This window comes from Acidobacteriota bacterium, from assembly GCA_030697165.1.
GTDB lineage: Bacteria > Acidobacteriota > Vicinamibacteria > Vicinamibacterales > UBA2999 > 12-FULL-67-14b.
The window spans coordinates 84,466-110,530 of record JAUYQQ010000023.1 but is presented as its reverse complement, the minus strand read 5'-3'; the positions used below and the strand labels follow the sequence as shown (position 1 = coordinate 110,530).

The 26,065-nt window shown below is 66.0% G+C and carries 25 protein-coding genes; 19 read left to right on the top strand and 6 right to left on the bottom strand.

The features are described from left to right. Positions 1–41: 41 nt before the first annotated feature. Positions 42–605 carry a hypothetical protein gene (locus Q8T13_22620; GenBank protein MDP3720567.1) on the bottom strand — a complete coding sequence of 188 codons (564 nt, stop codon included), beginning with the start codon at positions 603–605 and terminating at the stop codon, positions 42–44. Between the two features lie 164 nt (positions 606–769). On the opposite strand from Q8T13_22620, the gene Q8T13_22615 reads away from it, so the two are divergent. After that, entirely contained in the window at positions 770–1,873 is a 1,104-nt protein-coding gene (locus Q8T13_22615) for a peptidylprolyl isomerase (GenBank protein MDP3720566.1), read from the top strand. A gap of 3 nt (positions 1,874–1,876) precedes the next feature. Here the strand turns inward: Q8T13_22615 and dinB are convergent, their stop codons facing one another. Together dinB and dut are read right to left on the bottom strand one after the other, a co-directional pair. After that, entirely contained in the window at positions 1,877–2,956 is a 1,080-nt protein-coding gene (dinB, locus tag Q8T13_22610) for a DNA polymerase IV (protein MDP3720565.1), read from the bottom strand. Between the two features lie 123 nt (positions 2,957–3,079). Beyond that, entirely contained in the window at positions 3,080–3,511 is a 432-nt protein-coding gene (dut, locus tag Q8T13_22605) for a dUTP diphosphatase (GenBank protein MDP3720564.1), read from the bottom strand. A gap of 257 nt (positions 3,512–3,768) precedes the next feature. Between dut and Q8T13_22600 the strand changes: the two genes are divergently transcribed. From Q8T13_22600 to Q8T13_22515, 18 genes are all read left to right on the top strand, one after another. Further along, a complete protein-coding gene (locus Q8T13_22600; protein ID MDP3720563.1) occupies positions 3,769–5,061 on the top strand; it encodes an insulinase family protein in 1,293 nt (430 codons plus the stop codon). Further along, a complete protein-coding gene (locus Q8T13_22595) occupies positions 5,058–6,041 on the top strand; it encodes a VOC family protein (GenBank protein ID MDP3720562.1) in 984 nt (327 codons plus the stop codon). Before Q8T13_22600 ends, Q8T13_22595 begins: the two co-directional genes overlap by 4 nt. Positions 6,042–6,138: 97 nt before the next feature. Then, positions 6,139–7,818, top strand: coding sequence for an energy-dependent translational throttle protein EttA (ettA, locus tag Q8T13_22590; protein ID MDP3720561.1), 1,680 nt, complete (start codon positions 6,139–6,141; stop codon positions 7,816–7,818). Positions 7,819–7,820: 2 nt separating this feature from the next. Further along, a complete protein-coding gene (locus tag Q8T13_22585) occupies positions 7,821–8,939 on the top strand; it encodes an amidohydrolase family protein (GenBank protein ID MDP3720560.1) in 1,119 nt (372 codons plus the stop codon). Further along, positions 8,923–10,728 carry a UbiD family decarboxylase gene (locus tag Q8T13_22580; GenBank protein ID MDP3720559.1) on the top strand — a complete coding sequence of 602 codons (1,806 nt, stop codon included), beginning with the start codon at positions 8,923–8,925 and terminating at the stop codon, positions 10,726–10,728. The genes Q8T13_22585 and Q8T13_22580 overlap by 17 nt, the downstream gene beginning before the upstream one ends. A gap of 56 nt (positions 10,729–10,784) precedes the next feature. Further along, positions 10,785–11,168 carry a Co2+/Mg2+ efflux protein ApaG gene (apaG, locus tag Q8T13_22575; protein ID MDP3720558.1) on the top strand — a complete coding sequence of 128 codons (384 nt, stop codon included), beginning with the start codon at positions 10,785–10,787 and terminating at the stop codon, positions 11,166–11,168. Between the two features lie 81 nt (positions 11,169–11,249). Further along, complete coding sequence (locus tag Q8T13_22570) at positions 11,250–13,145, top strand: ABC transporter ATP-binding protein (protein MDP3720557.1); 1,896 nt, start codon at positions 11,250–11,252, stop codon at positions 13,143–13,145. A 197-nt stretch (positions 13,146–13,342) separates the two neighbouring features. Then, positions 13,343–13,957: a DUF533 domain-containing protein gene (locus tag Q8T13_22565; protein MDP3720556.1), complete on the top strand. Its 615-nt coding sequence runs from the start codon at positions 13,343–13,345 to the stop codon at positions 13,955–13,957. 134 nt (positions 13,958–14,091) lie between these two features. Further along, positions 14,092–15,144 carry a TIGR00266 family protein gene (locus tag Q8T13_22560; protein MDP3720555.1) on the top strand — a complete coding sequence of 351 codons (1,053 nt, stop codon included), beginning with the start codon at positions 14,092–14,094 and terminating at the stop codon, positions 15,142–15,144. A gap of 183 nt (positions 15,145–15,327) precedes the next feature. Further along, positions 15,328–16,173: an MBL fold metallo-hydrolase gene (locus Q8T13_22555; protein ID MDP3720554.1), complete on the top strand. Its 846-nt coding sequence runs from the start codon at positions 15,328–15,330 to the stop codon at positions 16,171–16,173. Continuing rightward, entirely contained in the window at positions 16,173–16,598 is a 426-nt protein-coding gene (locus Q8T13_22550) for a DUF6526 family protein (GenBank protein MDP3720553.1), read from the top strand. Before Q8T13_22555 ends, Q8T13_22550 begins: the two co-directional genes overlap by 1 nt. Before the next feature lie 11 nt (positions 16,599–16,609). Next, entirely contained in the window at positions 16,610–16,843 is a 234-nt protein-coding gene (locus Q8T13_22545; GenBank protein ID MDP3720552.1) for a hypothetical protein, read from the top strand. Between the two features lie 94 nt (positions 16,844–16,937). Continuing rightward, complete coding sequence (locus tag Q8T13_22540) at positions 16,938–18,815, top strand: PAS domain S-box protein (protein ID MDP3720551.1); 1,878 nt, start codon at positions 16,938–16,940, stop codon at positions 18,813–18,815. Then, positions 18,808–19,827: an NAD-dependent epimerase/dehydratase family protein gene (locus Q8T13_22535; protein ID MDP3720550.1), complete on the top strand. Its 1,020-nt coding sequence runs from the start codon at positions 18,808–18,810 to the stop codon at positions 19,825–19,827. The genes Q8T13_22540 and Q8T13_22535 overlap by 8 nt, the downstream gene beginning before the upstream one ends. After that, the gene (locus Q8T13_22530; GenBank protein ID MDP3720549.1) at positions 19,817–21,148 is read left to right on the top strand and encodes a hypothetical protein; all 1,332 of its coding nucleotides are present in this window, start codon (positions 19,817–19,819) and stop codon (positions 21,146–21,148) included. Before Q8T13_22535 ends, Q8T13_22530 begins: the two co-directional genes overlap by 11 nt. Before the next feature lie 116 nt (positions 21,149–21,264). After that, a complete protein-coding gene (locus Q8T13_22525) occupies positions 21,265–22,248 on the top strand; it encodes an NAD(P)H-quinone oxidoreductase (protein MDP3720548.1) in 984 nt (327 codons plus the stop codon). A gap of 28 nt (positions 22,249–22,276) precedes the next feature. Continuing rightward, on the top strand, positions 22,277–23,410 hold the full coding sequence (locus Q8T13_22520) for an MFS transporter (GenBank protein ID MDP3720547.1): 1,134 nt from the start codon (positions 22,277–22,279) through the stop codon (positions 23,408–23,410). Then, positions 23,377–24,354 carry an aldo/keto reductase gene (locus tag Q8T13_22515; GenBank protein ID MDP3720546.1) on the top strand — a complete coding sequence of 326 codons (978 nt, stop codon included), beginning with the start codon at positions 23,377–23,379 and terminating at the stop codon, positions 24,352–24,354. Before Q8T13_22520 ends, Q8T13_22515 begins: the two co-directional genes overlap by 34 nt. A gap of 31 nt (positions 24,355–24,385) precedes the next feature. Here Q8T13_22515 and Q8T13_22510 read toward each other — a convergent pair whose 3' ends face one another. From Q8T13_22510 to Q8T13_22500, 3 genes are all read right to left on the bottom strand, one after another. Next, positions 24,386–24,571 carry a type II toxin-antitoxin system HicA family toxin gene (locus Q8T13_22510; GenBank protein MDP3720545.1) on the bottom strand — a complete coding sequence of 62 codons (186 nt, stop codon included), beginning with the start codon at positions 24,569–24,571 and terminating at the stop codon, positions 24,386–24,388. Further along, positions 24,568–24,789, bottom strand: coding sequence for a type II toxin-antitoxin system HicB family antitoxin (locus tag Q8T13_22505; GenBank protein ID MDP3720544.1), 222 nt, complete (start codon positions 24,787–24,789; stop codon positions 24,568–24,570). The genes Q8T13_22510 and Q8T13_22505 overlap by 4 nt, the downstream gene beginning before the upstream one ends. Before the next feature lie 61 nt (positions 24,790–24,850). Next, positions 24,851–26,062 (bottom strand): ABC transporter permease, encoded by a 1,212-nt coding sequence (locus Q8T13_22500; GenBank protein ID MDP3720543.1) that lies wholly within the window; start codon positions 26,060–26,062, stop codon positions 24,851–24,853. Between the last annotated feature and the right edge of the window lie 3 nt (positions 26,063–26,065).

The following is a 26,065-nucleotide window of genomic DNA, read 5'->3' as shown; positions in this document are numbered from 1 at the left end:
CCCGCTTGCCGGACACAGCATAACAGGAACGGACAGCTGCGTCACAAGTGGTCGAAACTGAACATTTGAGCGGCCATCGACACTCCGAGCGTCACCACGAGCTCGCGGCGAACCCGGTAGCCGGTTTCCTGGGCCGCCAGCGTTTCCCAGCCTGCACTGGTGGCCCGGCTGGGCTGCCCGATGCGCCGGTACAGCGCCTCCAGGCTCTTCTCGCACACCACCAGTTCGTCGTCCAGCACTTCGACGGCGTGCTGCAGTTCGTGCCCGAGCGTCGCGATCTGCTGGTCGGTGCCCAGTCCGGCGTTCAGGGTCGCCCGCAGGTAGCGGTAGCGCCCCGCCTGCGTCATCCAGTTCAACTGGCCGGCGAGGCTCGACTTGATCAGGGGGCTGACCGACACGTAGACGAACACGTTGCTGGCTTCGAGGCGCTCGACGAGCGCGCGGAAGGTGTCGGACCGCGCCATGCCGTCGCGCAACAGCTGCGCGCTGCGCGTGTCTTGCGGCCGGATGCGCGCGCCGCCGTCACGCGGCCTCGTCGCCGGCTCGGCGAACAGGTTCGAGATCGACAGCGCGGAACACAGAGCGACGCAGAGTACCGAACGCATGGTGTCCTCTCCGCCCGTCACGTCTCTCGTCCGTTGCCTCTGAGGGTCTTACAACTTGCGGTTCTTGCAGGTCGTGTACTGGGAAGGTAGACGGGGCACCCGGGCCGCAGGTTCGTCGCGCGCGCGAGTTTGCGGTGGTGAGCGGAGGGACGGATAATGCGCGCATGACATCGCCCCGCCTCATCACGCTGCTGGTGCTGTTGCTCGTCCCCTTCGACTCGCTGTTGTCGGCGCAAGCGCCGCCAACGCTCGCTCAGGGCCAGCAGGCGGTGATCGACACCACAGCTGGAACGATCGTTCTAGACCTGCTCGCCGATCGGGCGCCGAACCATGTCGCGCTGTTCATCAAGACGGCGGAGTCCGGCGGTTACGACGGCACGACGTTCTTTCGCATGATCAAGTTCGGAATCATCCAGGGCGGCGACCCGGTGACGAAGGATCCCGCGGCGCGCGCCAAGTACGGCAGCGGCGGCCTCAACTTGTTGAAGCCGGAGATTTCAGACGAGAAGCAGACGCGCGGCGCGGTCTCGGCGACGCAGATTCCCGGCAAGCCCGATAGCGCCGGCACGCAGTTCTTCATCGCCGTGACGGATCAACCCGGGCTCGACGGTCGCTACACGATCTTCGCGCGGGTCCACGAGGGCATCCTCGTGGCGCAGAAGATTTCCGAGACCGCCGTGGACGACACCGGCCTCGCCGTCGATCGCGTGGTGGTCAACAAGGTGACCATTCGCGACCGGCCGGCGGACGTGCCCGAGCCGTTCTCGACCGCGACTGTCGAGGAGCTGGCGCGCTATCGCGCCGTGCTCGACACCTCGATGGGGGAGATCACGCTGTCGTTCACGCCCGACAAGGCGCCGAACCACGTGCGCAACTTCCTGCGGCTGGCGCAGGCTGGTGTGTACGACGGCATGAGCTTTCACCGCGTGGTCAAGGGCTTCGTGATCCAGTCGGGGCACCTGCCGACACGCACGACACCGCTGGGCGAGACCCAGCAGAAGTACGTGCGGCAGATGACAGCGGAGTTCAACGATCAACTGCACGTGAAAGGCACGCTGTCGATGGCGCGGCTCGCCGAGCCCGACTCGGCCAGCGCGTCGTTCTTCATCGTCACCGCCAAGGCCGACGCGCTCGATGGCAAGTACACGGCGTTCGGAATGGTCGAGAGCGGACTCAATGTGGTGGAGCAGATCGAAGCCGTGGCGGTGAACGGCGAGACGCCGATCGATCGCGTGGAACTCAGGAAGGTGACGGTCGTCCGGAAGTAGGCCTTACTGAAAAGGAAGCCGAAGATCCGTTGACTCAGCTTTCGTCTCGTCTTCGTCGGTGCTCAGGTTGTGCACGCCGACGCCGAGCAGGCGCACCGGCCTCGCCCCGGCCTCGGTTTTGGCCAACAGCGCGAGCGCCCGTGTGGCAATCGCCTCCGCATCGTCGGTCATCTGCGGCGTGCTGTGGCTGCGGGTCACGGTCGTGAAGTCGTCGTAGCGAACCTTGATGGTCACCGTGCGCGCGGTGATTCCACGCTTCTGCAGCCAGGCGGCGACATCGCGCGCCATCTTGTCGATCTCCTGGCGGATCTCGCTCATGCCCGACAGGTCGCTGGCATACGTCCGCTCGGAGCTCGACGACTTCGACGGCCGGTTGGGTTCCACCCGGCGTTCGTCGCGGCCGTGGGCGAGGTCGATCAGCCAGGGGGCGAGGCTGCCGACCACCGCCTCGAGGTCGGCCGGCGTCCGTGCCCGGACGTCGGTGAGCTTCTCGATGCCGTGTTCGCGCAACTTGGCGGCGGTCACCGGGCCGACGCCCCACAGCGCATCCACCGGCAGACCCTCGAGGAACTTTTCGACCCGCTCGGGGGCGACGACCGTCAGCCCGTCCGGCTTCTGCCATCCCGAGGCGATCTTCGCCAGGAACTTATTGGGGGCGACGCCGGCCGACGCCGTCAGCCGGGTGGTCTCCTGGATGGCGGCCTTCAGCCGCTTCGCGACGGTGACGCCGAGCGGCTCGTCCCAGCTGTTCTCGGTCACATCGAGATACGCCTCGTCCAGCGACAGCGGCTCGACGAGCGGTGTTACCTCGCGATAGAGGGCGAACACTTGCTGAGACACGGTGCGGTACTTCTGGAAGTCGGGCCGGACGATGACGAGCGATGGGCACAGTCGAACGGCGCGCGACATGGGGATAGCCGAGCGCACGCCGAACTTGCGCGCTTCATAGCTGGCCGCCGCGACCACGCCGCGCGTGGTCGGGTCGCCGCCCACCGCGACCGGTCTCCCCTTCAGCGAGGGATTGTCCCGCTGCTCGACGGATGCGTAGAACGCATCCATGTCTATGTGGAGAATCTTTCGCATGGCTGCTGAATGCGTTACACGGAAGCACGAAAACACGGAAGCACGAATGCCAACGGATGGGACGGACCCAATGAGTATTTGTTTCGGTGTTTCCGTGTTTCCGTGCGCCGCATTGAGAAGGGGTTAAGATCCCGTGCTGCCGAACCCGCCGCGGGTGGGGGCGGCCATTTCCGGCACTTCGTCCCACGTCACCTGGGGGCAGGGCAGTACCACACCCTGTGCCAGGCGGTCGCCGCGTTTCACCTGCACGGGCTGATCGGTGACGTTCAACAACTGGATTTTGATCTCGTCGGCGGGCCCGCAGTAGTCGGCGTCGACGATGCCTACCCCGTTGGCGACCATCAGTCCGCGCTTGAGCGGCGTGCTGCTGCGCGCAAATATCCCCAGGAAGTGGCCGTCGGGCACGGCGATCACCAGGCCAGTGCCTACCAATCGAATGCTTCGGGCCGGAATCTCCATGTCAGCCGCGGCGGCGAGGTCAAAGCCGGCGGCGCCGGCGGTGGCGGGTTCGGGCAGGCCGATGGATGAATCCAGACGTTTGATCTTCAGGCGCATTAGAGAATAGTAATGGGTGCCTGGGGTGCCTACGGGGCCTATTGTGCCGGGCGGGTGCCAGGGTGCCGGTGCCAAGGGTGCCAAGAGGGAGTGTTGAATGAGTCGCTTGAGTTCCGCCGTGGCTGCAGTGGTGTTATTGGTGACGGCTCTCGTGGCCATTCCGCGCGCGCAGGTCGCCGCGTCGCAGGCGCCGGCCGTGCCGGCGGAGCTGGCGCTCGATCGGCCACTGCCGGTCGACCCCGCGGTGCGCTCGGGCGGTGCCGCCGGCCGGCACGGTGGCCTCACGTCGCGAGGTGGGGGAGATTGGGGCCACGGTACTGACGCTGTCGAACGGGGTCGAGGTGTGGCTCAAGCCCACCGACTTCAAGAACGATCAGGTCCTGTTCACCGCCTACGCGCCCGGGGGCGTGTCGCTGGCCAGCGAAGCCGACTTCAAGAGCGCGAGCCTGGCCACGGCCATGGTCGGCATTGGCGGCATGGGCGGGCTGAGCCCGGTGGACCTCAGCAAGATGCTGGCCGGCAAGATTGCCCAGGCTTCGCCCAACGTCGGCGAGTACACGCAAGGGATCAGCGGATCCAGCACGCCGCGCGACCTCGACACGGCGCTGCAGCTCAACTACCTCGCGCACACCGCGCCCAACATGACCCCCGAGGTGCTTGACCTGATCAAGCGCCGTCTGGCCGCCTCGCTCCAGAACCGCGATCAGAATCCCCGCGCGGTCTTCGGCGAGAAGGTCGGACAAGTCAACTCGTCGAATCATTACAGCGCAGTCGCCATGACGCCGGCCGATGTGCCGCTGCTGAACCTCGACACCATGAAGTCGTTCTACCAGGCGCGGTTCGCCAACGCCGCCGACTTCACCTATTTCTTCGTCGGTGCCTTCACCGTCAACGAAATCACCCCGCTGCTCGAGAAGTGGGTCGCGACCCTGCCGTCGCAGGGCAAGAAGTCGTCCGCGCATCGCGACATGGGGGTCAAGTTCCCGGTGGGCGTGGTCAAAGAGGAAGTGAACAAGGGCAAGGAGCCGGCCAGCCAGACGGTGTTGTCGTTCTTCGCCGATCCGGGCTTTGACGAATACGAAATGCACCGCGCTCGCGCCGCCTCGCAGGTGCTCAGCACCCGCCTGCGCGAGATCCTGCGCGAGGAACTGGGCGGTACCTACGGCGTCTCGGTTGGGTTCAACAACTCCCCCCCGTTCAAGGGCTACGGGGCCATGGTCATCCAGTTTGGCAGCTCGCCCGAGAATGCCGACAAGCTCGTGGCCGCCTCGCTCAAGGAGATCGAGCGTCTCAAGGTCGAGGGGCCGACCGAAGACGATGTGAACAAGGTGAAGGAAGCGGAGAGGCGCGATCTCGAGACCAATGCCCGTCAGAACGCGTACTGGATGGGCTCCATGCAAACGGTCCACATGTTCGGCTGGGACCCAAGCCGCATCAACAAGCGTCTCGAGCGCACCGACTCACTGACGCCCGAGATCGTGAAGTCGATGTTCCAGAAGTACTTCCCGATGGACCGCTACACGCTGGTCACGCTGAAGCCCGAAGCATGATTCGCTGGATTGTGGCGTTGGTGGCCGTGGCCGGTCTGGTTCAGCCGGCCCAGCTCCCACCGCCGGGTTTTCATCACCTTCACCTGAACTCGATCAACCCCGGCGCGGCGATCGAGTTCTACACGAAGCTGTTCCCGAGCACGTCGAAGACGACCTTTGCCGGACAGCCGGCGCTGCACTCGCCGAACAACGTGCTCCTGCTGTTCAACAAGGTGACGACGCCGCCTCCGACCCAGCCGCAAACCGCGTTCTGGCACTTCGGCTGGCACGTCACCAACGTGCACAAGAGCATCCAGTCATTTGTCGAGCGGGGCGCGACCCTGCTCCCGCTTTACACGGGTGACGGCAGCGGCACCGTGTCCACGAGTGCCGATACCTGGCCCGGCGCCGGCGGTGCCTTGGGGCTGACGCAAGCGGGCATTGCCGACGCCAAGGCCAGGGGCGTGAAGCCCACATTGGGCGCCGGGTTCGCCTATTTGCGCGGTCCGGATGACGCGATGGTGGAGTACCAGGGGAACATGCCCATGGAGCGCTTCAATCACGTCCACTTCTTCCACGACCAGCCGTTCTGTGCGCAGATTTGGTATCGCAGCCACTTGAACGTGCCGGTCCGCCAGGCAGCGAACCAGCCGGTGCGGACCGCGGACAACTGCCGGGTTGAGCGCGGTCCCGACAAGACGTGGCCGGCCCTCGAACATGGCGGGATGTATCGCACGCCGTCGGTCACGAACACCGTGTTCGGTGATGTCTCGCTGTTCTGGTACATGAACCAGGGCGACACGCCGGCGGCGCCCAGCCGGGGCCACCTGATGGACCACATCGCGCTAAGCGTCACGGATCTCGACGCGTGGGTCGCCAAGCTGCGCGCCGGTGGCGTGACGTTCCTGCAACAGCCCTACAAGGTGGGGCCGTATCGCGCAGTCATGATCGAAGGCCCCAGCCGCGAGGCGATCGAGCTCATCGAAATCACGTCCGCCTAAAGGCGGACACCACATCTGTAGCCTCCGGCTTCTTGACCAGCCGTAGCCTTGGCGAAGGCGGTTAGCCGGAGCGCGTCTGCTATAGTCAAGAGTCCTAATGGCACCTCAATTCGTCTACACAATGAAGGGGCTCGGGAAGGTTTATCCTCCCGACGCTCAAGTCCTCAAAGACATCTGGCTGTCGTTCCTGCCCGGCGCCAAGATCGGCGTGCTCGGCCTGAACGGTGCCGGCAAGTCGACGCTGCTCAAGATCATGGCCGGCGTGGAGACCAGCTTCGTCGGCGAAGCGTTCCCCGGCCAGGGCGTGAGCATCGGCTACCTGCCGCAGGAACCCGTGCTCAATCCCGACAAGGACGTGCGCGGCAACGTGGAGGAGGGTGTCGCCGAGATCAAGGCGCTGCTCGACCGCTACGACGCGGTCAACGCCAAGCTTGGCGAAGACCTGTCGCCCGAAGAGATGGACAAGGTCATGGACGAGCAGTCGCGGCTGCAGGATCGCATTGATGCGACCAACGCCTGGGACCTCGATTCGCGGCTCGACCTGGCGATGGAAGCGTTGCGCTGCCCCCCGCCGGATGCCAGCGTCAGCACGCTGTCGGGCGGCGAACGCCGCCGCGTCGCGCTGTGCCGCCTGCTGCTGCTGTCGCCCGACTTGCTGCTGCTCGACGAACCGACCAACCACCTCGACGCCGAATCGGTCGCGTGGCTCGAGCGGTTCCTCAAGGATTACCCGGGCACCGTGGTCGCGATTACCCACGATCGCTATTTCCTCGACAACGTCGCCGGCTGGATTCTCGAGCTCGATCGCGGCAGCGGCATTCCCTACGAAGGCAACTACACCGGCTGGCTCGAACAGAAGTCGAACCGGCTGCAGGTCGAAGAGAAGACCGAGAGCAAGCGTCAGCGGTCGCTGCAGCGCGAGCTGGACTGGATCCGCATGTCGCCGCGCGCGCGCCAGGCCAAGGGCAAGGCGCGCCTCAATGCCTACGAGGAGCTGCTCGCCGAAGACACCGCCAAGAAGGTCGACACGGTCGAGATCTACATTCCGCCCGGGCCACGCCTTGGCGACGTCGTGGTCGAAGCGCGCGGCCTCAAGAAGGCGTTCGGCGACACCGTGTTGTTTGACGACCTGAACTTCACCCTGCCGCCGGCCGGCATCGTCGGCGTGATCGGCCCCAACGGCGCCGGCAAGACCACCACCTTCCGCCTGATCACCGGACAGGAACAGCCCGACGGCGGCACGCTGAAGCTCGGCCAGACGGTGCAGGTCGGCTATGTCGATCAGTCACGCGACGCGCTCGATCCGAACAAGTCGGTCTACGACGAGATCACCGACGGCCTCGACGAGCTCGAGATGGGCAAGAAGACGGTCGCCTCGCGCGCCTACGTGTCGTGGTTCAACTTCAAGGGCGGGCAGCAGCAGCGCAAGGTGGGCACGCTGTCTGGTGGTGAACGCAACCGCGTCCACCTGGCCAAGCTGTTGCGCAAGGGCAGCAACCTGCTGCTGCTGGACGAACCGACCAACGACCTCGACGTCGACACGTTGCGCGCGCTCGAAGAGGCGCTGCTCAACTACGCCGGCTGCGCCGTCGTCATCAGCCACGACCGCTGGTTCCTCGATCGCATCGCGACTCACATTCTGGCCTTTGAAGGCGACAGCCAGGTGGTGTGGTACGAGGGCAACTACCAGGACTACGAGGCCGACCGCAAGCGCCGCCTCGGCGCCCAGGCCGACCAGCCGCACCGCATCAAGTACCGGAAGCTGACGCGCGGTTGAACGTGTCGTACGGTGGTCCGTTGCTGCGCGTCGCGATCCTGGCATGGGCGCTCTGCCTGGGCGCCTGCGCGGCGCCCGCGCCCGACACCGTTCTCGTCAACGGCAAGGTCTTCACGTCCAATCCGTCGCAACCCTGGGCCGAGGCGCTCGCCATCAGCAGTGAACGGGTCATCGCGGTCGGCGAGTCCGCAGACATTAGCCGCGCAGCGGGAAGCGCGACCCGCCGCATCGACCTTGCCGGCCGCGTGGTCATCCCCGGTCTCAACGATGCGCACCTGACGCTGGCGGGCGCGACCCCGGCCAGCGTGCGCGTGCTCGGCGCCGATGCCGTGGCGCAGGGCGTGACGTCACTCCAGGTGTTCTCGCTCGGTCCCGTGGCCGAGACCGTGGCAGCGTTCCGCGAAGCGCAGCTGCCCATGCGGGTGCGCGTCCTGCGGATGCCGATGCCCGATGGGACCGGCGCCAATCGAGACAGCCGCCCCTTCTTCCCACCGCAACCGACGTCGCGACTCGACGTTCGCGGCATGGGATTCGCGCTGGCCGGGTCCGAGGGGGAGCGCATGCGCCAGGCCGTCGGCTGGGCGTACGGCAGCGAGGATCCACTGGCCGTGGCCGGTCTCGACGCGCAGGCGGCAGAGGACTACGTCACCGCGCTCGAGCGCCACGGCGTGGCCGAGGTATGGAAGGCGAAGCGGCCTCGTGTCGAGCAGGCGGTGGCCATGCCGGCGGCGTGGTTCGCGCGGCTGCCCAGGCTTGGAGCGGTGGCGGTGCAGGTGCCGCGGCCGGGCGCGCCGCTGCGCTCGTTTCTCGAGGCCGGCGTGGCGCTCGGACTCGGGTCGGGCGACGCGTTCCTGGGTTTCGCCATGATCAGCCTTGCCACTGCGCCGGCTCTCGGTGGGGAAGCGCTCACGGTGGAGCAGGCGCTCGTCGCCGCGACCTACGGATCGGCGGTCAGCCAGTTCCAGGAGACCAACAAGGGCCGGCTGATCGTCGGCGCCGTCGCCGACCTCGCGGTGCTCGACCGCGACCCGTTCACGGCTGGCGAAGAAGAACTCGGCCGAATCCGGTCGGTGTTGACTATGATCGGTGGACGGTCCGTTTACGATGTTCCCAGACCTTAGAGCGTTTCTCGATCACCTGCGCCGCGATCGCGACCTGGTCGAGATCACCGCGCCGGTTGATCCCAACCAGGAAGCTGCCGAGATCCACCGGCGCGTGATCGCCGCCGGCGGCCCGGCGCTGCTGTTCACCAACATCAAGGGCGCGGCATTCCCCCTCGCCACCAACTTGTTCGGCACACCGCGGCGGGCCGAACTGGCCTTTGGCAAGAGGCCGCTCGACCTCATCAAGCGCATCGTGCACCTGGCCGAGACGATGCTGCCGCCGACCCCTGCGAAGTTATGGGGCGCTCGCGACGTGGGCCTCGAACTGTTGAAGGTCGGGACGAAGCGCCTGGCCACCGGTCCCGTGCGCGAGGTGGTGACGAGCGATGTGCGGCTCGATCAGCTCCCGGCCATGACCTGCTGGCCCGATGACGGGGGACCGTTCGTCACCTTTCCGCTGGTCTACACGCACCATCCCGAGAAGCCGGGACATAACCTCGGCATGTATCGCATGCAGGTCTACGACCGCACCTCGACCGGCATGCACTGGCAGATTGGCAAGGGCGGCGGGTTTCACTATGCCCGCGCCGAAGCGCGGAACGAAGCGCTGCCGGTCACGGTGTTCCTGGGGGGGCCGCCAGCGCTGATACTGTCGGCGATCGCGCCCCTGCCCGAGAACCTGCCGGAGCTGATGCTGGCCTCGTTGATTGCGGGCGAGCGCCTGCCCCAGGTCGCGGGTCCCAACGGTCATCCCCATCCCCTGATCGCGAGCGCCGAGTTCGCCTTGATGGGGCAGGTCGCGCCGCGCGTGCGCCGGCCCGAAGGCCCGTTCGGCGATCACTACGGCTACTACTCCCTGCAGCACGATTACCCGGTGTTCGACGTCTCGCAGATCGCGCACCGCAAGGACGCCATCTACCCAGCCACCGTCGTCGGCAAGCCGCGGCAGGAAGATTTCTTTATCGGCGACCTGTTGCAGGACCTGCTGTCGCCGCTGTTCCCGCTGGTCATGCCGGCGGTGGAGCAGTTGTGGTCGTACGGCGAGACCGGCTATCACTCGCTGGCCGGTGCCGTGGTCAAGCAGCGCTACAAGCGCGAAGCCATGGCCAGCGCCTTCCGCATTCTCGGCGAGGGCCAGCTGTCGCTGACCAAGTTCATCCTGCTGACCGATCAGCATGTGGACCTTCGGGACTTCCGCGCCACGCTGGAGCACGTGTTGGCGCGCACCGACCCGCGCACCGACCTGTACGTGTTCTCGAACCTGTCGATGGACACGCTCGACTACACCGGTCCTGTGGTCAATGAGGGTTCGAAGGGCGTGTGGCTCGGCCTGGGCGATCCCGTCCGCGACCTGCCGCGGACGTTTGCGCCCCCGGTGCCGCCGCCGTCCGACGTTACCGACGTGCGCGTGTTCTGCGGCGGGTGCCTGGTGGTGGGGACGCGGAGCTTTGCGGACGACCCGCAGGCGCCCGGCCGCGTGGCCGCGCACCCGGCCTTTGCCGGGTGGCCGCTGGTGATTGTCAGCGACGAGCCCGAGCGCGCCACGCGCAGCGACATGAACTTCCTGTGGACGACGTTCACGCGCTTCGAGCCGGCGGCCGACATCCATTCGGCCGCCCAGCAGGTGGTGCGGAACCACATTGCGTACGAGCCGCCGGTGGTGATCGACGCGCGCATGAAGCCCTGGTATCCCCGCGAAGTAACCTGCCGCCCGGACGTGGCATCACAGGTTAGTACCAGGTGGAACGAGTACTTCCCGGGCGGCAAGGTCGAGATGGGCGACGCCGAGCGCGGGCACCTCGATTAGCGTGTGATCCGCCTTCGCCAAGGCTACGGCGCGACAAGCGTGGGATAATCGTTGGCGTGAGCGATACGACGACTAACGGCATCCGCGTGCAAGTTACGACGAAGTTCATCCCCGAACGCAGTTCGGCGAAGGACCACGAGTACTGGTTCGCCTATTTCATTCGTATCTCGAACGTGGGAGAGGACACCGCGCAGCTGCTGAGCCGTCACTGGGTGATCACCAACACCGATGGTGAAGAAGAGGAAGTGCGCGGGGAGGGCGTCGTCGGCGAGAAGCCGGTGCTGGCGCCGGGCGCCACCTACGACTACAACAGCTTTTGCCACTTGAAGACCGCGGTCGGCACCATGCACGGCAGTTACACCATGGTGAAGGCCGACGGCGACACGTTCGAAGCGCGCATCGCCCCGTTTACGCTCGCCGTCCCGTACGCGTTGAATTGAAGCCATCCCGACAGATGTGGCATCCGCCTGTAGGCGGATAGACAGCACCCTATGGCCCTATTGAGATCAGGCGCTCCTTCCATGCGGCGAGCCGAACGCTCGTCGACGCGGACGACTGCGCCGTCAGGGCCGGACACCCGTTCCGCCGCCAAGAAGAAAATCGACTCGGCCGCCGCGTGGCGCGAGTTCCGCGAGCTGGTGTGGGTGCACCGCCGGCGCCTCGCGATCGGGCTGTCGCTGATGATGATCAGCCGCCTGTCGGGCATCGTCCTGCCGGCACTGTCGAAGTACGTCATTGATGATGTGATTGGCAAGGGCCGGATCGAGCTGCTGTTGCCGATTGCCCTGGCGGCCGGCGGCGCGACGGTGGTGCAGGCGATTACCAGCTTCTTCCTGGGGCAAACGCTCGGCGTGGCGGCCCAGCGCGCCATCACCGACATGCGCAAGAAGGTGCAGGCCAAGATCATGCGCCTGCCGGTGCGCTACTTCGACTCGACACAGAGCGGCGTCCTGCTGTCGCGCATCATGAGCGACGCCGAAGGCATTCGCAACCTGGTCGGCACCGGCCTGGTGCAGCTGGTGGGCGGTGTCTTGACCGCGATCATCAGCCTGGGCGTTCTGCTGTACTTGAATTGGCGCATGACGCTGGTCACGGCAGTGGTCCTGGCGCTGTTTGGGGCCGGCATGGCCACCGCCTTCAAGCGCCTGCGGCCGCTGTTCCGCGAACGCGGCAAGATCCAGGCTGAAGTCACCGGCCGCCTCACCGAAGCGCTCGGCGGGATCCGCATTGTCAAGAGCTACACCGCCGAGAAGCGCGAAGAGATCGTGTTCACGCACGGCGCCCACAAGCTGTTCCGCAACATCGCGCAGTCGATGACCGGGGTGTCGGCGACCACCTCTGGCGGCACCGTGATCATCGGCGTGGTCGGCGTGATCATGATCTGGATGGGCGGCAACGCCATCCTGGCCGGCACCATGACGCTCGGCGATTTCGTCATGTATATCTTCTTCATCGGCCTGCTGGCCGCGCCGATGATCTCGATTGCCTCGATCGGCACGCAGATCACCGAGGCCTTCGCCGGCCTCGATCGCATCCGCGAGATCATGAACATGCAGACCGAGGACGAGGCCGATGCCGGCAAGCCGTCGCTTGGTGCCATCGACGGCGACATTCGCTTCGACCGGGTCTGGTTCGAATACAACGAGGGTGTTCCCGTCCTGAAAGACGTGTCATTCCACGCCGCGCCGGGCACGACGACGGCGCTCGTGGGGTCGAGCGGGTCGGGCAAGAGCACGCTGATCAGCCTGGTGATGGCGTTCAACCGGCCGCTCAAGGGCACCATCTCGGTGGACGGCAAGAACCTGATGGATATTCCGCTCCGCGACTACCGCGAACAGCTGGCGTCGGTGCTGCAGGAGAACTTCCTGTTCGACGGGACCATTGCCGAGAACATCGGCTACGCCAAGCCGGGGGCGTCGCTCGACGAGATCAAGGCGGCGGCGCAGCTGGCCCACTGCGAGGAGTTCATCCTCAAGTTCCCCGAAGGCTACGAGACCATCGTCGGCGAGCGCGGCATCAAGCTGAGCGGCGGCCAGCGCCAGCGGGTGTCGATTGCCCGCGCCATCCTGGCGTCGCCCAAGGTGCTGATCCTGGACGAAGCGACCTCGAGCCTCGACAGCGAGAGCGAAGAGATGATCCAGGACGGCCTGAAGGCCCTCCGCACCGGCCGCACCACTTTCGTGATCGCCCACCGGCTGTCGACCATCCGCAGCGCCGACCAGATCCTGGTGATGGAGGGCGGCGAAATCGTCGAGCGCGGCACGCACGAGGAACTGCTGGAGCGCGATGGCCGCTACCGTCAGCTCTACGACAAGCAGTACAAGCTCGAGACCAACCGCTTCATCAATCCGGGTGAGGACTGGACGCCGGAGGCCCCGAAGGCCGCTGTGCCGAAACCGCCTTCGTCCCAGCTGTAGGGCTCGGCGCTCCGCGCCTTCGTGGGGCTCGGGCTGCGCCCCTCGTAGGGCTCGGCCGCTTCGCGGCTTTGTAGGGAAGGCCGTCTATTAGCGCGCGATCCATCCGTTTTTCAATTGGAACATTTGCGGCCTTCTGCCAGTATTTTCATCACTGAGGGGCGAACGAAGTGTTCAACAATCCGGCTGACATCCTTTCCGTGGTCTTACGCGGCGCCATGGGCCGCTCGGGACGCAAGCGCGCCCGGCGCGCCACCAAGTACATCACCGGCAACGGCGGCTTCCTGACCGCCAGTACTGTGTTGGCGGCGGCGGGCGTGGTCTGGGGCATTTACGACAGCGTCAAGGGACAGAATGTGCCTCAGGTGCCTGGGGTGCCTAGTGTGCCTATGGGTGCTGGTGCCATGGGTGCCACAGTGCCGCCGATTCCGGTGCTGCCGGCCGACCTTCCGAGCCCCGTGCTGCAGCTGATTCGCCTGGCCGTGTCGGCCTCGCGTGCCGACGGTGAGTTGACCGCGGTGGAGCGCGAGGCGATCCTGGCCCGTGCCAGGGCCGCTGGACTCGAAGCGATCATCGAGCCCGAGTTGGCGCAGACCTCGCGGCCGCTCTCGGAGATCGTCCAGGGCGTGACCGACCCGGCCGCCCGCAAGGAGTTCTACACGCTGGCGTTTACGATTGTGCGGGCCGATGAAGTGGTGACCGGCGCCGAACGCATCTACCTGGCGCAGCTGGCGCACCGGTTGGGACTCGATCCGGCGGCGGTCGCCGCCATCGAAGCCGAGACCACGGCGAAGATCGACGCGCAGGAAGAGTAGCCAGTATCCAGACGCCAGTATCCAGAGACGAAGTGCTCTCTGATTGCTGGCTACTGGCTACTGGCTACTGGCTACTGGAAACTGGCGCTACTGGCATCTGGCTACTGGCATCTGGCTACTAACAAGGAGAACACATGGACGGCTCGAATCAGTGGTACATGGCCATCGGTGGCCATCAGGTAGGCCCGGTGGCGCAGAGCGAGATCGTCTCGAACTTGCAAAACGGCAGCATCGACGCCGAAACGCTCGTGTTCACCGCGGGCATGACGTCGTGGCAGAAGGTGAAGGACGTTGCTGCCTTCGCGCCGTTTGTCAAAGGCCCCGCCGGCGCTTCGGCGGGCCAGGCCGCCGGAGCGGGCTTTGTCCCACCACCGCCGCCGGGCCGCCGCGCCCACGACATTGACTTCGAGATCCATGGCAACGAGATGCAGTTCGTCGAGGTCGAGCTCGACCCGGGCGAAGGCGCGGTGGCCGAGGCCGGCTCGATGATGTACATGACGAGCGGCATTCAGATGGAGACCATCTTCGGCGATGGCAGCCAGCAGCAATCCAAGGGCGTGATGGACGCCCTGCTCGGCGCCGGCAAGCGCATCCTGACCGGTGAAAGCCTGTTCATGACGGTGTTCACCAACCAGGGCCAGGGCAGGCACAAGGTCGCGTTCGGCGCGCCGTATCCCGGCAAGATCATCCCCATGGACCTGCGCGCGCTTGGCGGGCACCTGGTGTGCCAGAAGGATGCCTTCCTGTGCGCCGCCCGCGGTGTGTCCATCGGCATCGCGTTCCAGAAGAAACTGGGCGTCGGGCTGTTCGGCGGCGAGGGTTTCATCATGCAGAAACTCGAGGGCGATGGCCTGTGCTTCGTCCACGCGGGTGGCACCATTCATCACTTCGAACTGGGCGCCGGCGAGACCCTGCGCGTCGACACCGGCTGCCTGGTCGCGCTGCAGCCGAGCGTGAACTACGACATTCAGTTCGTCGGCGGGATCAAGACGGCAGTGTTCGGCGGCGAAGGCATCTTCTTCGCGACCCTCCGGGGACCCGGCCGCGTGTGGCTGCAGTCGCTGCCGCTGTCGCGCATGGCGGATCGCATTTACGCCGCGGCCCCGCAAACCGGCGGCTCGCGCAAGGGCGAGGGCTCAATCCTCGACCGCGTCGGCGGACTGGGCGATCTGATCGACGGACGCTAGAAAGGCTACAACAGGAGGCCAGGAGGTCAGGAGCCACTTTAGGTTTCCTGAGCTCCTCATCTCCTGTTTCGATTGTGCGTGGTACCATAACGGGCCATGCCTTCAAGAATTCTGAAGTCTGCGTTATCAGCGTTATCTGTGGCCCTGGTGGTGTCGGCGTCATCCACCGTCGCGCTTCGCGCTATGGCGGACAGGTCTGCCGCGCAGGTCAGAACCGCCGACCCCATCAAGCGCGGCTTGAGCCGCGCCGAGTTTCCCCGCACCACCAAGATCCTCGACAACGTCTACGGCTACGAAGACTTTCACAGCGCCGGCATGACGACGGTGTCGCTGTTCGTTGTCGGTGACGACGGCGTGTTGATTGCCGATGGGCAGGGCAGTCCGGCCGCGACCCAGAAGCTGCTGGACGCGATCGCCAAGGTCACGCCGAAGCCGGTCAAGTGGTATATCGTCGGTTCCGATCACGGCGATCACACCGCGGGTAACGCGGTGTTGCCACAGGGCATCACCTATATCGTGACGCCCGCGTCGAAGGCGGCCATGAAGCTGGACGCGCCGGCCATGACCGGCGACCGCGAGGTGATCAACCTGGGCGGCATCGAGGTGCAGGCGATCTACGCCGGCCGCGCCCACACCGGCGGCGACCTGCTGGTCTACCTGCCGCAGCAGAAGCTCCTGTTCATGAGCGAGGTCTACCTCAATCGCGTGTTCCCGGCCATGCGCTCGGCGTATCCCACCGAATGGGTGGGCGTGATCGACCAGGCGCTGGCCATGGACGTGGTGCAGTTCGTGCCGGGCCATGGCTTCATCGAAGAGCCGAAGGCGGCGCGGGAAGAGCTGGTCGAGTACCAGAAGGCGATGCGCGCCGTGATCGCCGAGGTGAATCGCCTGCACCAGCTCGGGCTGCCGGCGGCCGAGGCTGCGAAGCAGGCCAACTGGGGACCCTACAAGGAGTGGTACCTCGCCGAGCAGCAGGGGCCGATAGCCGTGCGCAAGGTCTACGAAGAGATCGACGGAAAGCTGAAGTAATGGCAGAGCAGAGTTACGAGCACCACATCTACCATCCCGTGCCCACCTACTGGGCGACGGGCTTCATCCTGTTGACGTTGGGGCTGATGTACGGCGACCTCCACCTCGGGTGGCACACCGATCATTGGGCGTTTTTCACCCTCATCGTCGCGGTCATGATCCTGCTCTCGATCACGCGCTGGAACACCGTCGCGCTGCAGGACCGCATCATCATGCTCGAGGTGAAGGTGCGCTGCGCCGAGGTCCTGGCGGCCGGCCAGGATGCCTTGCTGGCCAAGCTGTCGGCCAAGCAGATCGTCGCGCTGCGGTTTGCGTCGGACGAGGAACTGGGTGCCCTGCTCGAACGCGCGGCGCGCGAGAACCTGGCCCCCAAGGCCATCAAGGCGTCGATCCGGACCTGGCGCCCCGATCCCTACCGCACCTGAGGCGCCCTGCAGTGACTCCCGAGGAACAAGAGGAAGTCCGGCGGCTGATCGACGCGCACGAACACACCCTCCAGGTGTGCCGGGCCTGCGCCGAGACGACCCGCGACCTGGCGTGGGAGGTCAAGCGCGGGAGCGTGCCGCCGCCCGAGGCGCTGGCCGCCACCCTGGCCGAGGTCGAGCGGGTGCTCGCGGAACTGGGGCAGGTCGAGATCGCGATTGCCGAGATGAAAGCCGCGCTCTGGTGAGCGCCGCGCCCGGCTGCCACTGCGTTAGCGGTATCTGCGCCAAGCGGCGTCAATCTGTAGCCTAGAATAGGCAGATGCCTGTCCGGAGCGCGCGGTGAACGAGACGCCCAGCGTCGAGCAACTCGCCGCGCTCATCAACTTCAGCGTCGATGCGGTGGTGCTGGTGGATATCGGCGGCGTCATCCGCTGGGCGAATCCCGCCACCACGAACGTGCTGGGCTTCGAACCAGGCGACCTGGTCGGCCTGCGCGTCCGCGACATCGTTGAACCGCAGGATCTGGCGGCCTGGCAAGACCTGGTGCGCGAGCTGTTCGACCATCCCGAGGCGCCCCAGACCGGCGCGTTCCGGTGCCGCCATCGCGACGGCACTATTCGCTGGACCGAAGGTGTGGCCCGTAACCTGCTCGCCGAGCCGAGGGTCGGCGCCATCGTCGTGCACTATCGCGACGTGACCGAGCGTAAGGCCACCGAGGACGCCCTGCGGGTGACCGAAGACCGCTATGGCCACCTGTTCGACGCCGCGGCCGACATCATCTTCGAAGCCGATGCCGAGGGGTACTTCCGCTTCGTCAATCCTGAGACGTTGCGCGTGTTCGGCTATTCGAACGACGAGGTGATTGGCCGCCGCTTCACCGAGTTCATCCGCGCCGACTACCGCCCGACGATCCTGCAGCACTACTACAAGCAGGTCAGCCAGGGCGTGCTCAATTCCTATGTCGAGTTCCCGGGCGTGACCAAGTCTGGGCAGGAAGTGTGGCTGGGGCAGAACGCGTGGCTGGTGTTCGACACCAAGGGGCAGTACACCGGCATGCAGGCGGTGGCCCGCGACATCACCGAACGGCGCCGCGCCGAAGACGCCCTGCGCGCTGCCGAGGCCAAGTACCGCGGCCTGGTGGAGCAGTCGCTGGTCGGCGTCTACATCCTGCAGAACGACCGCCTGGTCTACGTCAACCCGAAGGGCGCCGACATCATCGGCTACGGGCAACAGGAACTGCTCGACCTGCCGTGGGCGTTTGCGCTGCTGCACGAGCAGGACCGGGCGCTGGTTATCGACCAGTTGTCGCGGCTGGACGCCGAACGCGCGAACATCCAGCTGACGTTGCGCGGCGTGCGCAAGGATGGCACCGTGGTTCAGGTCGAAGCGTTCTGCTCGGTGACCGAGTTCAGCGGCCAGCCGGCGATCCTGGCGACCGTAATCGACATCAGCGATCGCGTCAAGCTCGAGGACCAACTGCGGCAGGCGCAGAAGATGGAAGCGGTCGGCCGCCTGGCCGGCGGCATCGCGCACGACTTCAATAACCTGTTGACCGCCATTCGCGGGAATGCCGAGCTGATGTCGCACCGGGTCAAGAAAGACCCGGCGATGGCGGCCGAGGTGGACGAGATCCTGCACGCCGCCGATCGCGCCGCCTCGCTGACGCGCCAGCTGCTGGCGTTCAGCCGCAAGCAGGTGCTGCAACCGGTCGCGCTCGACGTCAACGAGATCGTGGCGAGCGTCTCGCGCATGGCGCGGCGGTTGATTGGCACTGCCGTGCAGTTGCAACAGGAACTGGCGCCGACGCTGTCCCAGGTGCTCGCTGACCCGGCCCAGATCGAGCAAGTGCTGCTCAACCTGATCGTGAACGCCCGCGACGCCATGCCGACGGGCGGCATGATCACGGTCCAGACGGCCAACGTCCGCCTCGAGGCCGACTCGCCCGAAATGCTGCAAGCGGGGCTGGCGCCCGGCCGGTTCGTGCTGCTCGCGGTCAGCGACAACGGCATTGGCATGGACCAGGCGACGCAGGCCCGGATCTTCGAACCCTTCTTCACCACCAAGGAGACCGGTCGCGGGACCGGCCTCGGCTTGGCCACGGTCTACGGCATCATTCGCCAGACCGGCGGCGCCATTTCAGTGGTCAGCGATCGTGGGCGCGGCGCCAGCTTTCGCGTGTATCTGCCAGCCGTGACGGGAGAACGTCTTGATGCGTAAGCCGGTCGTGTTGATTACGGGTGCAGGCGGCGAGATTGGCCACGGGTTGATCGCGCACCTGGCCGAGGCCGGCGCACAGCCGGTGATTACCCTGGACGTGAATCCGCTGGAACCCGCGCTGGCCAAGAAAGTGCAGCGCGAAGTCACCGGCTCGATCATGGACAAGTCGCTGCTCGAGCGCGTGCTGTCGGAGTTCGAGGTCGAAACCGTGTATCACCTCGCGGCGCTGCTCTCGACCCGTTCGGAGTTCACGCCGACGACCGCACACCAGGTGAATGTGGAAGGGACGCTGAACCTGCTGGAGTTTGCGCAGCGGGAGGCCGAGTCCCATGGCCGGCCGGTGACCTTCCTGTACCCCTCGTCCATTGCCGCCTACGGGCTGCCTGATCTTGCGACCAAGCGCCAGGCCGGCAAGGTGAAAGAGGACGACTTCAACACGCCGTCGACCATGTACGGGTGCAACAAGCTCTACTGCGAACAGCTGGGCCGTTACTATGCGCGCTTCTATAAGCAGCTCGCCGCCGAAACGCAGTCGGGTCGCGTCGATTTTCGGTGCGTCCGCTTCCCGGGACTGATCTCGGCGCTCACCGTGCCGTCTGGCGGCACCTCCGACTACGCGCCCGAGATGATTCATGCCGCGGCGAAGGGCGAGCCGTATGCCTGCTTCGTGCGACCCGATACCCGCATTCCGTTCATGGCCATGCCCGATGGGGTCGAGGCCTTGCTTCGGCTCGCCGCCGCGCCGAAGGCGTCGCTGACGCGCACCGCCTATAACCTGGCCGCCTTCAATCCGTCGGCCGAGGAAGTACGGCAGGAAGTCGTGCGCGCCTTCCCTGGCGCCGACCTCACCTGGAAGAACGACACGAAACGGCAGGGCATCGTCGACTCGTGGCCCGAGGACGTGGACGACACCGCCGCCCGCCGCGACTGGGGCTTCGCCCCCGCTTACGACTTCAACCGCGCGTTTCGCGACTACCTGATTCCGACGATCGGTTCCCGTTATGCGAAATAAGACGCTGTTGCCCCTGGTGCTGGCCCTTGCCGGAGTTCCCCTGATGCTGACTGCCCAGTCCCCGGCCGACCCCATGCGCGGCGTGGCCGAACGCTACGTCAAGCTGGTGCTGGCCGTGGGGCAGCACGACGCCGACTACGTCGATGCCTTCTACGGGCCGGCCGAGTGGCGCAAGGAGGCCGAGGCGGCCAAGGCGCCGCTCGCGGCCATCGATCAGCAGGCCGAAGCGCTCGAGAAAGAGATCGCCGCTCAGCCTGCCGCGCCGAAGCCTGGCGAAGGCGGGCCCGTCGCGACGGACACCGAGTTGTGGGCGCTGCGCCGGCAGTACCTGGCCCGGCAGATGTCGGCGCTGCGGGCACGGGTGGCGATGTTGCAAGGCAAGCGGCTGACGTTTGACGAGGAGTCGCGGGCCCTGTACGACGCGGTCGCGCCGACGCAGACCGAAGTGGAGTTCGAGGCCGTGTTGAAGCAGCTCGAGGCCCGTCTGCCGGGCGAGGGCTCGCTGATTGAGCGGTACGACCGGTTCAAGCAGGCATTCGTCATCCCCACCGCTCGCGTTGACCGGGTGTTTCGCGAGGCCATTCGCGCCTGCCGTGATCGCACCCTGGCGCACCTGGAGTTGCCGGTCGAGGAACGGTTCACGGTCGAGTACGTGACCGGCAAGTCGTGGTCGGGCTACAACTGGTACCAGGGGAATTACAAGAGCCTGATCCAGGTCAACACCGACCTGCCCATCTACGTCGATCGCGCCATTGACCTGGCGTGCCACGAGGGCTATCCCGGCCATCACGTCTACAACGTGCTGCTCGAGAAGAACCTGGTGCGCGACCGCGGCTGGATTGAATACACCGTTTACCCGCTGTTCTCGCCCCAGTCGCTGATCGCCGAGGGCACCGCCAACTACGGCATTGACGTGGCCTTCCCGACCGCCGAGCGCATCACGTTCGAGCGCGAGGTGCTGTTTCCGCTGGCGGGTCTCGACGGCAAGCGGGTGCAGGAGTATTACGACGTGCTGGCCCTAGTTGAGCGTTTGTCGTATGCCGGCAACGAGGCCGCCCGCCGGTATCTTGACGGCACGATCGACCGCGCCGGCGCGGCGGCGTGGCTCGAGAAGTACGCGTTGTACACGGCGCCACGCGCCGAGCAGCGGGTGAAGTTCGTCGATCAGTACCGCAGTTACGTGATCAACTACAACCTGGGCAAGGACCTCGTTCGCGCGTATCTCACGCGCAAGGCCGGGAACAATGCGTCGGCCACGCGCGTGTGGGCCGAGTTCGGCGCGCTGCTCTCGTCGCCACGGCTGCCGTCAGGACTGAAGTGAATGCATGACACGGAAACACCGAAACACGGAAGCACGGAAACCATTGGTCTTGGTTGTGTTGCGGGCAAACACTTGGTGATGGTTCGGTGCTTCGGTGTTTCCGTGCGAGGCATTTGATGCGGGTCGTTGAAATCTCACAGTTCGGGCCAGCGGATGTCCTGAAGCTTGCCGATCGGCCGGAACCTGTCGCGGGGCCGGGCGAAGTGCTGATTGACGTCGTGGCCGCCGGCGTCAATCGGCCGGACGTGATTCAGCGGCTGGGTAAGTATCCGCCGCCGCCCGGTGCTTCCGATCTGCCAGGGCTCGAAGTGGCAGGCACGGTCGCCGCGCTCGGACCCGGCGCGGCGTCGTTCGCGATTGGCGACGAGGTGTGTGCCCTGGTCGCCGGTGGCGGCTACGCCGAACGGGTGAACGTGCCGCAGGAGCAGTGCCTGCCGGTACCGCGCGGTTTGACGATGATCGAGGCAGCGGCGATTCCCGAGACGTACTTCACGGTGTGGACCAACGTGTTCGACCGTGGCCGGCTCACGCGAGGCGAGACCATCCTGATCCACGGCGGCACGAGCGGCATTGGCACGACCGCCATTCAGTTGGCGCGCGCCCGTGGCGCGATCGTCCTCACCACGGCCGGCAGCGACGAGAAGTGCGCGGCCGCGCGCGGCCTGGGCGCTTCGCATGCCTTCAACTACCGCACCACGGATTGGGTAGTGGCGGCGAAGGAGGCCACCGATGGCCGCGGTGTGGACGTCGTGCTCGACATCGTCGGCGGCGACTACATCGCCCGCAACCTCGACGTGCTGGCGCTTGAAGGGCGGCTGGTCCAGATCGCCTTCCTGAAAAGTCCGAAGGCCGAGCTCGACTTCTCGATGATGATGCGCAAGCGCCTGTGGATTACCGGATCGACGCTGCGGCCGCGAACCCCGGCCCAGAAAGGCGTGATCGCGGAGCAGTTGCGCCAGCAGGTGTGGCCGCTGCTCGAGGCGCGCGTGGTCCGGCCGATCGTTCACCAGGTGTTTCCGCTGGCCCAGGCCGCGGATGCTCACCGGCTGATGGAGGCCGGAACGCACATTGGCAAGCTCGTCCTCACGCTCAGAGCCTGAGCCGTTATTCACGCCCCGGTTCTTCCTGATGTGCAGCTACGGCTTCACGGTCTTCATGTCCGTGTTCCAGTTGCTGCCGGTGGCGCCCTTTCACATTCTGTCGCTCGGCGGGACGGGGAGCGAGGCCGGCCTGTTCCTGGGCCTGCTCACCTACGCCTCGGCGGTGTCGGCGCCAATCACCGGCGGCATCGGCGATCGGCTGGGCAAGCGCAAAGTGCTGATCGTCGCCAGCCTGGCGATCACGGGGTTCTCGCTGCTCTACGCCGTCGCGCCGTCGTACCACGTCATCCTCGGGCTGGTGCTCGTTCACGGGGTGTTCTGGTCGGGACTGCTGTCCTCGTCCAGCGCCTACATTCTCGACATTGTCCCCGCCTCGCGCCGGGCCGAGGGGCTGGGCTATGCGGGCTTTGCCAGCATTCTCGCCATCGCCATTGCGCCCGGGCTCGGCCTGTGGGTGTTCGAGCGGGGCGGGTGGACGCTGCTGTGCCTCGAGATGGCGGCGCTGAACCTGCTGATGGCCTTCATCGCGTGGCGGCTGCCGCCTGACACACGTCGGGAAATGCCGCCGTTGTCGCTGCGGCCGTCAGACCTGGTCGAGTGGCGGGTCGTCATTGGCGCGGTGACGCTGTTCTTGTATTCCTTCAGTTATGGCGGCGTGACCAGCTTCGTCGCCGTCTATGCCGATAGCGTCGGCGTGACGCCGCGGGCGCTGTTCTTCACGATCTTCGCGCTGGCGATCGTCGCCACGCGGCCCTTCATCGGCCGTTACGCCGACCGCATTGGGCACGCGCGGGTGATCGTGCCGTGCCTGGCGATGATGGTGCTGGGCGTGGCGGTCCTGGTGTTCGCGTCGACGCGGCTGACCTTCGGGCTGTCGGCGGTGCTGTTTGGCATCGGCTTCGGTTCGGCCTATCCGGTGTTCGTCGCCCACCTGATGCAGCACGTGCCCGACCATCGCCGGGGCGCCACCTTCGGCGCCTTGATTGGCGCGTTCGATACCGGCATTGGCAGCGGCTCGATCTCGGTCGGCTGGCTCAGCGAACACTACGGCTTCAGCCGGGCCTTCGCCGTGGCCGGCGCCCTGGCGCTCTGTTCGATCCCGTACTTCCTCTACATGGAGAAACGACAGTGGACTACGTCCGCCTCGGCACCACCGGCCTGAAAGTCTCGCGGCTTTGTCTCGGCACCATGACTTACGGCACGCCCAACTGGCGCCCGTGGGTACTGGACGAAGCGGCCAGCCGTCCGTTTTACAAGCGCGCGATCGAGCACGGCATCAACTTCTTCGACACCGCCGACATGTACTCACGCGGGGTGAGCGAGGAGGTGCTGGGCCGCGCTCTCAAGGAGCTGGCTCGTCGAGACGAGGTGGTCGTGGCGACGAAGGTGTTCTACCCGGTCACCGACCATCCCAACAGCCGCGGCCTGTCGCGCCAGCACATCATGGCGGCGATCGACGGCTCGCTGAAGCGCCTGGGGATGGACTACGTGGACCTGTACCAGATCCACCGCTACGACGAACATACGCCGATCGAGGAGACGCTCGAGGCTCTGCACGACGTGGTGAAGGCGGGGAAGGCCCTCTACCTCGGTGCGTCGAGCATGTACGCCTGGCAGTTCGCGAACATGCTGGCGACCCAGCGGTTACACGGCTGGACGCGCTTCGTCTCGATGCAGAACCACTACAACCTGGTCTACCGCGAGGAAGAGCGCGAGATGTTCCCGCTGTGCGCGACCGAGGGCATTGGCGTGATCCCGTGGAGTCCCCTGGCGCGTGGCTTCCTGGCGGGGAACCGTAAACGAGGGAGCAAGGACGCCTCCAGGCGCGAGCAGTACGACGAGTTCGGGCACGGCCTCTACTACGCCGACGCCGACTACGACATCGCTGACCGCGTCGTGGAACTGGCGAAGCGGAAGGGCGTGCTGCCGATCCAGGTGGCGCTCGCGTGGGTCGCGAATCGCCCCGGCGTGACGGCGCCCATCATCGGCGCATCACGACTGGAACAACTAGACCAACTTGTCGAGGGGCTGTCTGTGGAACTCGCGGACGAAGAGCAGAAGTTCCTGGAGGAGCGCTATGTGCCCCACCGAGTGCTGGGGCACTGAGCCCTGAGCTTGCAGTCGTCGTGCTTCGACGCTACGGGGCGGGGACGCCAAGGTCCTTGCAGATTTTGCGAGCCAGATTCTCGTTGATTTCGGTGTGCCGTGGAACCGTCGATGTCTTGCCAGCGGCCCGGTTAACGAAGATCGAGTGGTTGGCGCCCTCTCGCAGCAACTCGCACCCTTGATCCTGGAGGTGCCGAACGAGCGCCCGACGCTTCACGCACTGACCTTGAAGGGCTCCCGAATAACCTCGCCGCCATTTGCCGTTTCGGCGATCAGTTCTCGGTTTGCCTGGAGCACCATTTCGACGGCTTCCTGGAGGTTGGCGCGGGCTTCCTCAAGCGTAGCGCCTTGAGTATTCGCGCCGGGGACTTCTTCGACGAATCCAATGTAACCTTCCGGCACTTTGCGGAAGACCGCCGTGAATTGCAGGTCCATGCCCACATGATACGCGCCTTTCCCCGCGAGGTCTAAGGGCGGCCCAGGTGGGGGTAGAGGCCTATTCAAACCGCAGCGCGTCGATCGGGTCCAGCGCCGCGGCCTTGCGGGCCGGGTAGAAGCCGAAGAACACGCCCGTCACTGCGGCGAACACGAAAGCCACCGCCACCGCCTGCGGAGAGACCTTCGTGGGCCACGACATCCACAGCGTGACGCCCTCCGACAAGCCGAGGCCGAGGGCAATGCCGATCGAGCCGCCGACCATGCTGAGCACGATCGCCTCGACCAGGAACTGCATCAGCACGTCGCGGCCGCGCGCGCCGATCGCCAGGCGCAGGCCGATCTCGCGCGTGCGCTCGGTCACCGACACCAGCATGATGTTCATGATGCCGATGCCGCCGACCAACAGCGACACGCCGGCGATGCTCGCCAGCAGGGCCGTCATGGTCTCGGTGGCCTGCACGCGGACGCTGGCCATCTCCTCCATGGTCCGGACCATGAAGTCGTCTTCGTCCACGATCTGGTGGCGCGAGCGCAGCAAGGTGGCAATGCGGTCCGCGGTCGGCGCGGTGTCGGCCGCCGAGGCCGCCGAGACGGTGATGTTCTGCACGTAGGTGATGCCGCGCAGCTTCTTCATCACCGTCGTATACGGCACATACACGACGTCGTCTTGATCCTGGCCCATCCCCGACTGGCCCTTGCTCGACATCACCCCCGACACCGTGAACGGCTGGTTATTGATGCGGATGATCTGGCCCACCGGGTCGACGTCGGCGCCAAACAGTTGTACGTGGACCACGGAGCCCAGCACCGCGACCTTGGCCGCCGAGGCGACGTCGGCCGGGCTGAAGAAGGCGCCCGTGGCCGTGGGCCACGAGCGGATCAGCGGCAGGTCCACGTCGGTGCCCTGGATCTGGGTGCCCCAATTCAGGTTGCCGGCCACGACCTGGCCGCGGGTGTTCACGCCCGGCGCGATGTACTGCACGCCGGGGACTTCGGCAATCGCCTGCGCGTCTTCCGGCGTGAGCGTGCTGGCGTTGCCCTGGCCGGTGCGGACGCCGGCTGACATGAAGTTGCCGGCGCTCACCATGATCATGTTGGTGCCGGCGGCCTGGATCTGCGTCTCGATCGACGCCTGCGCGCCGGTGCCAAGGGCCACCATGGTGATCACGGCGGCGACGCCGATGATCATGCCGAGCATGGTCAGCGAGGTGCGCATCTTGTTGCGGGCCAGCGCCTTGAGGGCGACGCGGAACACCATCAGCATGCTCATGAC

Excerpts from the sequence above, each read along its gene's own strand:
- Q8T13_22560 (MDP3720555.1), top strand. The coding sequence starts at position 14,092 with ATGGACGGCTCGAATCAGTGGTACATGGCCATCGGTGGCCATCAGGTA.
- Q8T13_22505 (MDP3720544.1), bottom strand. The coding sequence starts at position 24,789 with ATGGACCTGCAATTCACGGCGGTCTTCCGCAAAGTGCCGGAAGGTTAC.
- Q8T13_22570 (MDP3720557.1), top strand. The coding sequence starts at position 11,250 with ATGCGGCGAGCCGAACGCTCGTCGACGCGGACGACTGCGCCGTCAGGG.
- Q8T13_22615 (MDP3720566.1), top strand. The coding sequence starts at position 770 with ATGACATCGCCCCGCCTCATCACGCTGCTGGTGCTGTTGCTCGTCCCC.
- dinB (MDP3720565.1), bottom strand. The coding sequence starts at position 2,956 with ATGCGAAAGATTCTCCACATAGACATGGATGCGTTCTACGCATCCGTC.
- Q8T13_22580 (MDP3720559.1), top strand. The coding sequence starts at position 8,923 with ATGTTCCCAGACCTTAGAGCGTTTCTCGATCACCTGCGCCGCGATCGC.
- Q8T13_22555 (MDP3720554.1), top strand. The coding sequence starts at position 15,328 with ATGGCGGACAGGTCTGCCGCGCAGGTCAGAACCGCCGACCCCATCAAG.
- ettA (MDP3720561.1), top strand. The coding sequence starts at position 6,139 with ATGGCACCTCAATTCGTCTACACAATGAAGGGGCTCGGGAAGGTTTAT.
- Q8T13_22550 (MDP3720553.1), top strand. The coding sequence starts at position 16,173 with ATGGCAGAGCAGAGTTACGAGCACCACATCTACCATCCCGTGCCCACC.
- Q8T13_22620 (MDP3720567.1), bottom strand. The coding sequence starts at position 605 with ATGCGTTCGGTACTCTGCGTCGCTCTGTGTTCCGCGCTGTCGATCTCG.
- dut (MDP3720564.1), bottom strand. The coding sequence starts at position 3,511 with ATGCGCCTGAAGATCAAACGTCTGGATTCATCCATCGGCCTGCCCGAA.
- Q8T13_22525 (MDP3720548.1), top strand. The coding sequence starts at position 21,265 with ATGCGGGTCGTTGAAATCTCACAGTTCGGGCCAGCGGATGTCCTGAAG.
- Q8T13_22530 (MDP3720549.1), top strand. The coding sequence starts at position 19,817 with ATGCGAAATAAGACGCTGTTGCCCCTGGTGCTGGCCCTTGCCGGAGTT.
- Q8T13_22500 (MDP3720543.1), bottom strand. The coding sequence starts at position 26,062 with ATGAGCATGCTGATGGTGTTCCGCGTCGCCCTCAAGGCGCTGGCCCGC.
- Q8T13_22595 (MDP3720562.1), top strand. The coding sequence starts at position 5,058 with ATGATTCGCTGGATTGTGGCGTTGGTGGCCGTGGCCGGTCTGGTTCAG.
- Q8T13_22520 (MDP3720547.1), top strand. The coding sequence starts at position 22,277 with ATGTGCAGCTACGGCTTCACGGTCTTCATGTCCGTGTTCCAGTTGCTG.
- Q8T13_22535 (MDP3720550.1), top strand. The coding sequence starts at position 18,808 with ATGCGTAAGCCGGTCGTGTTGATTACGGGTGCAGGCGGCGAGATTGGC.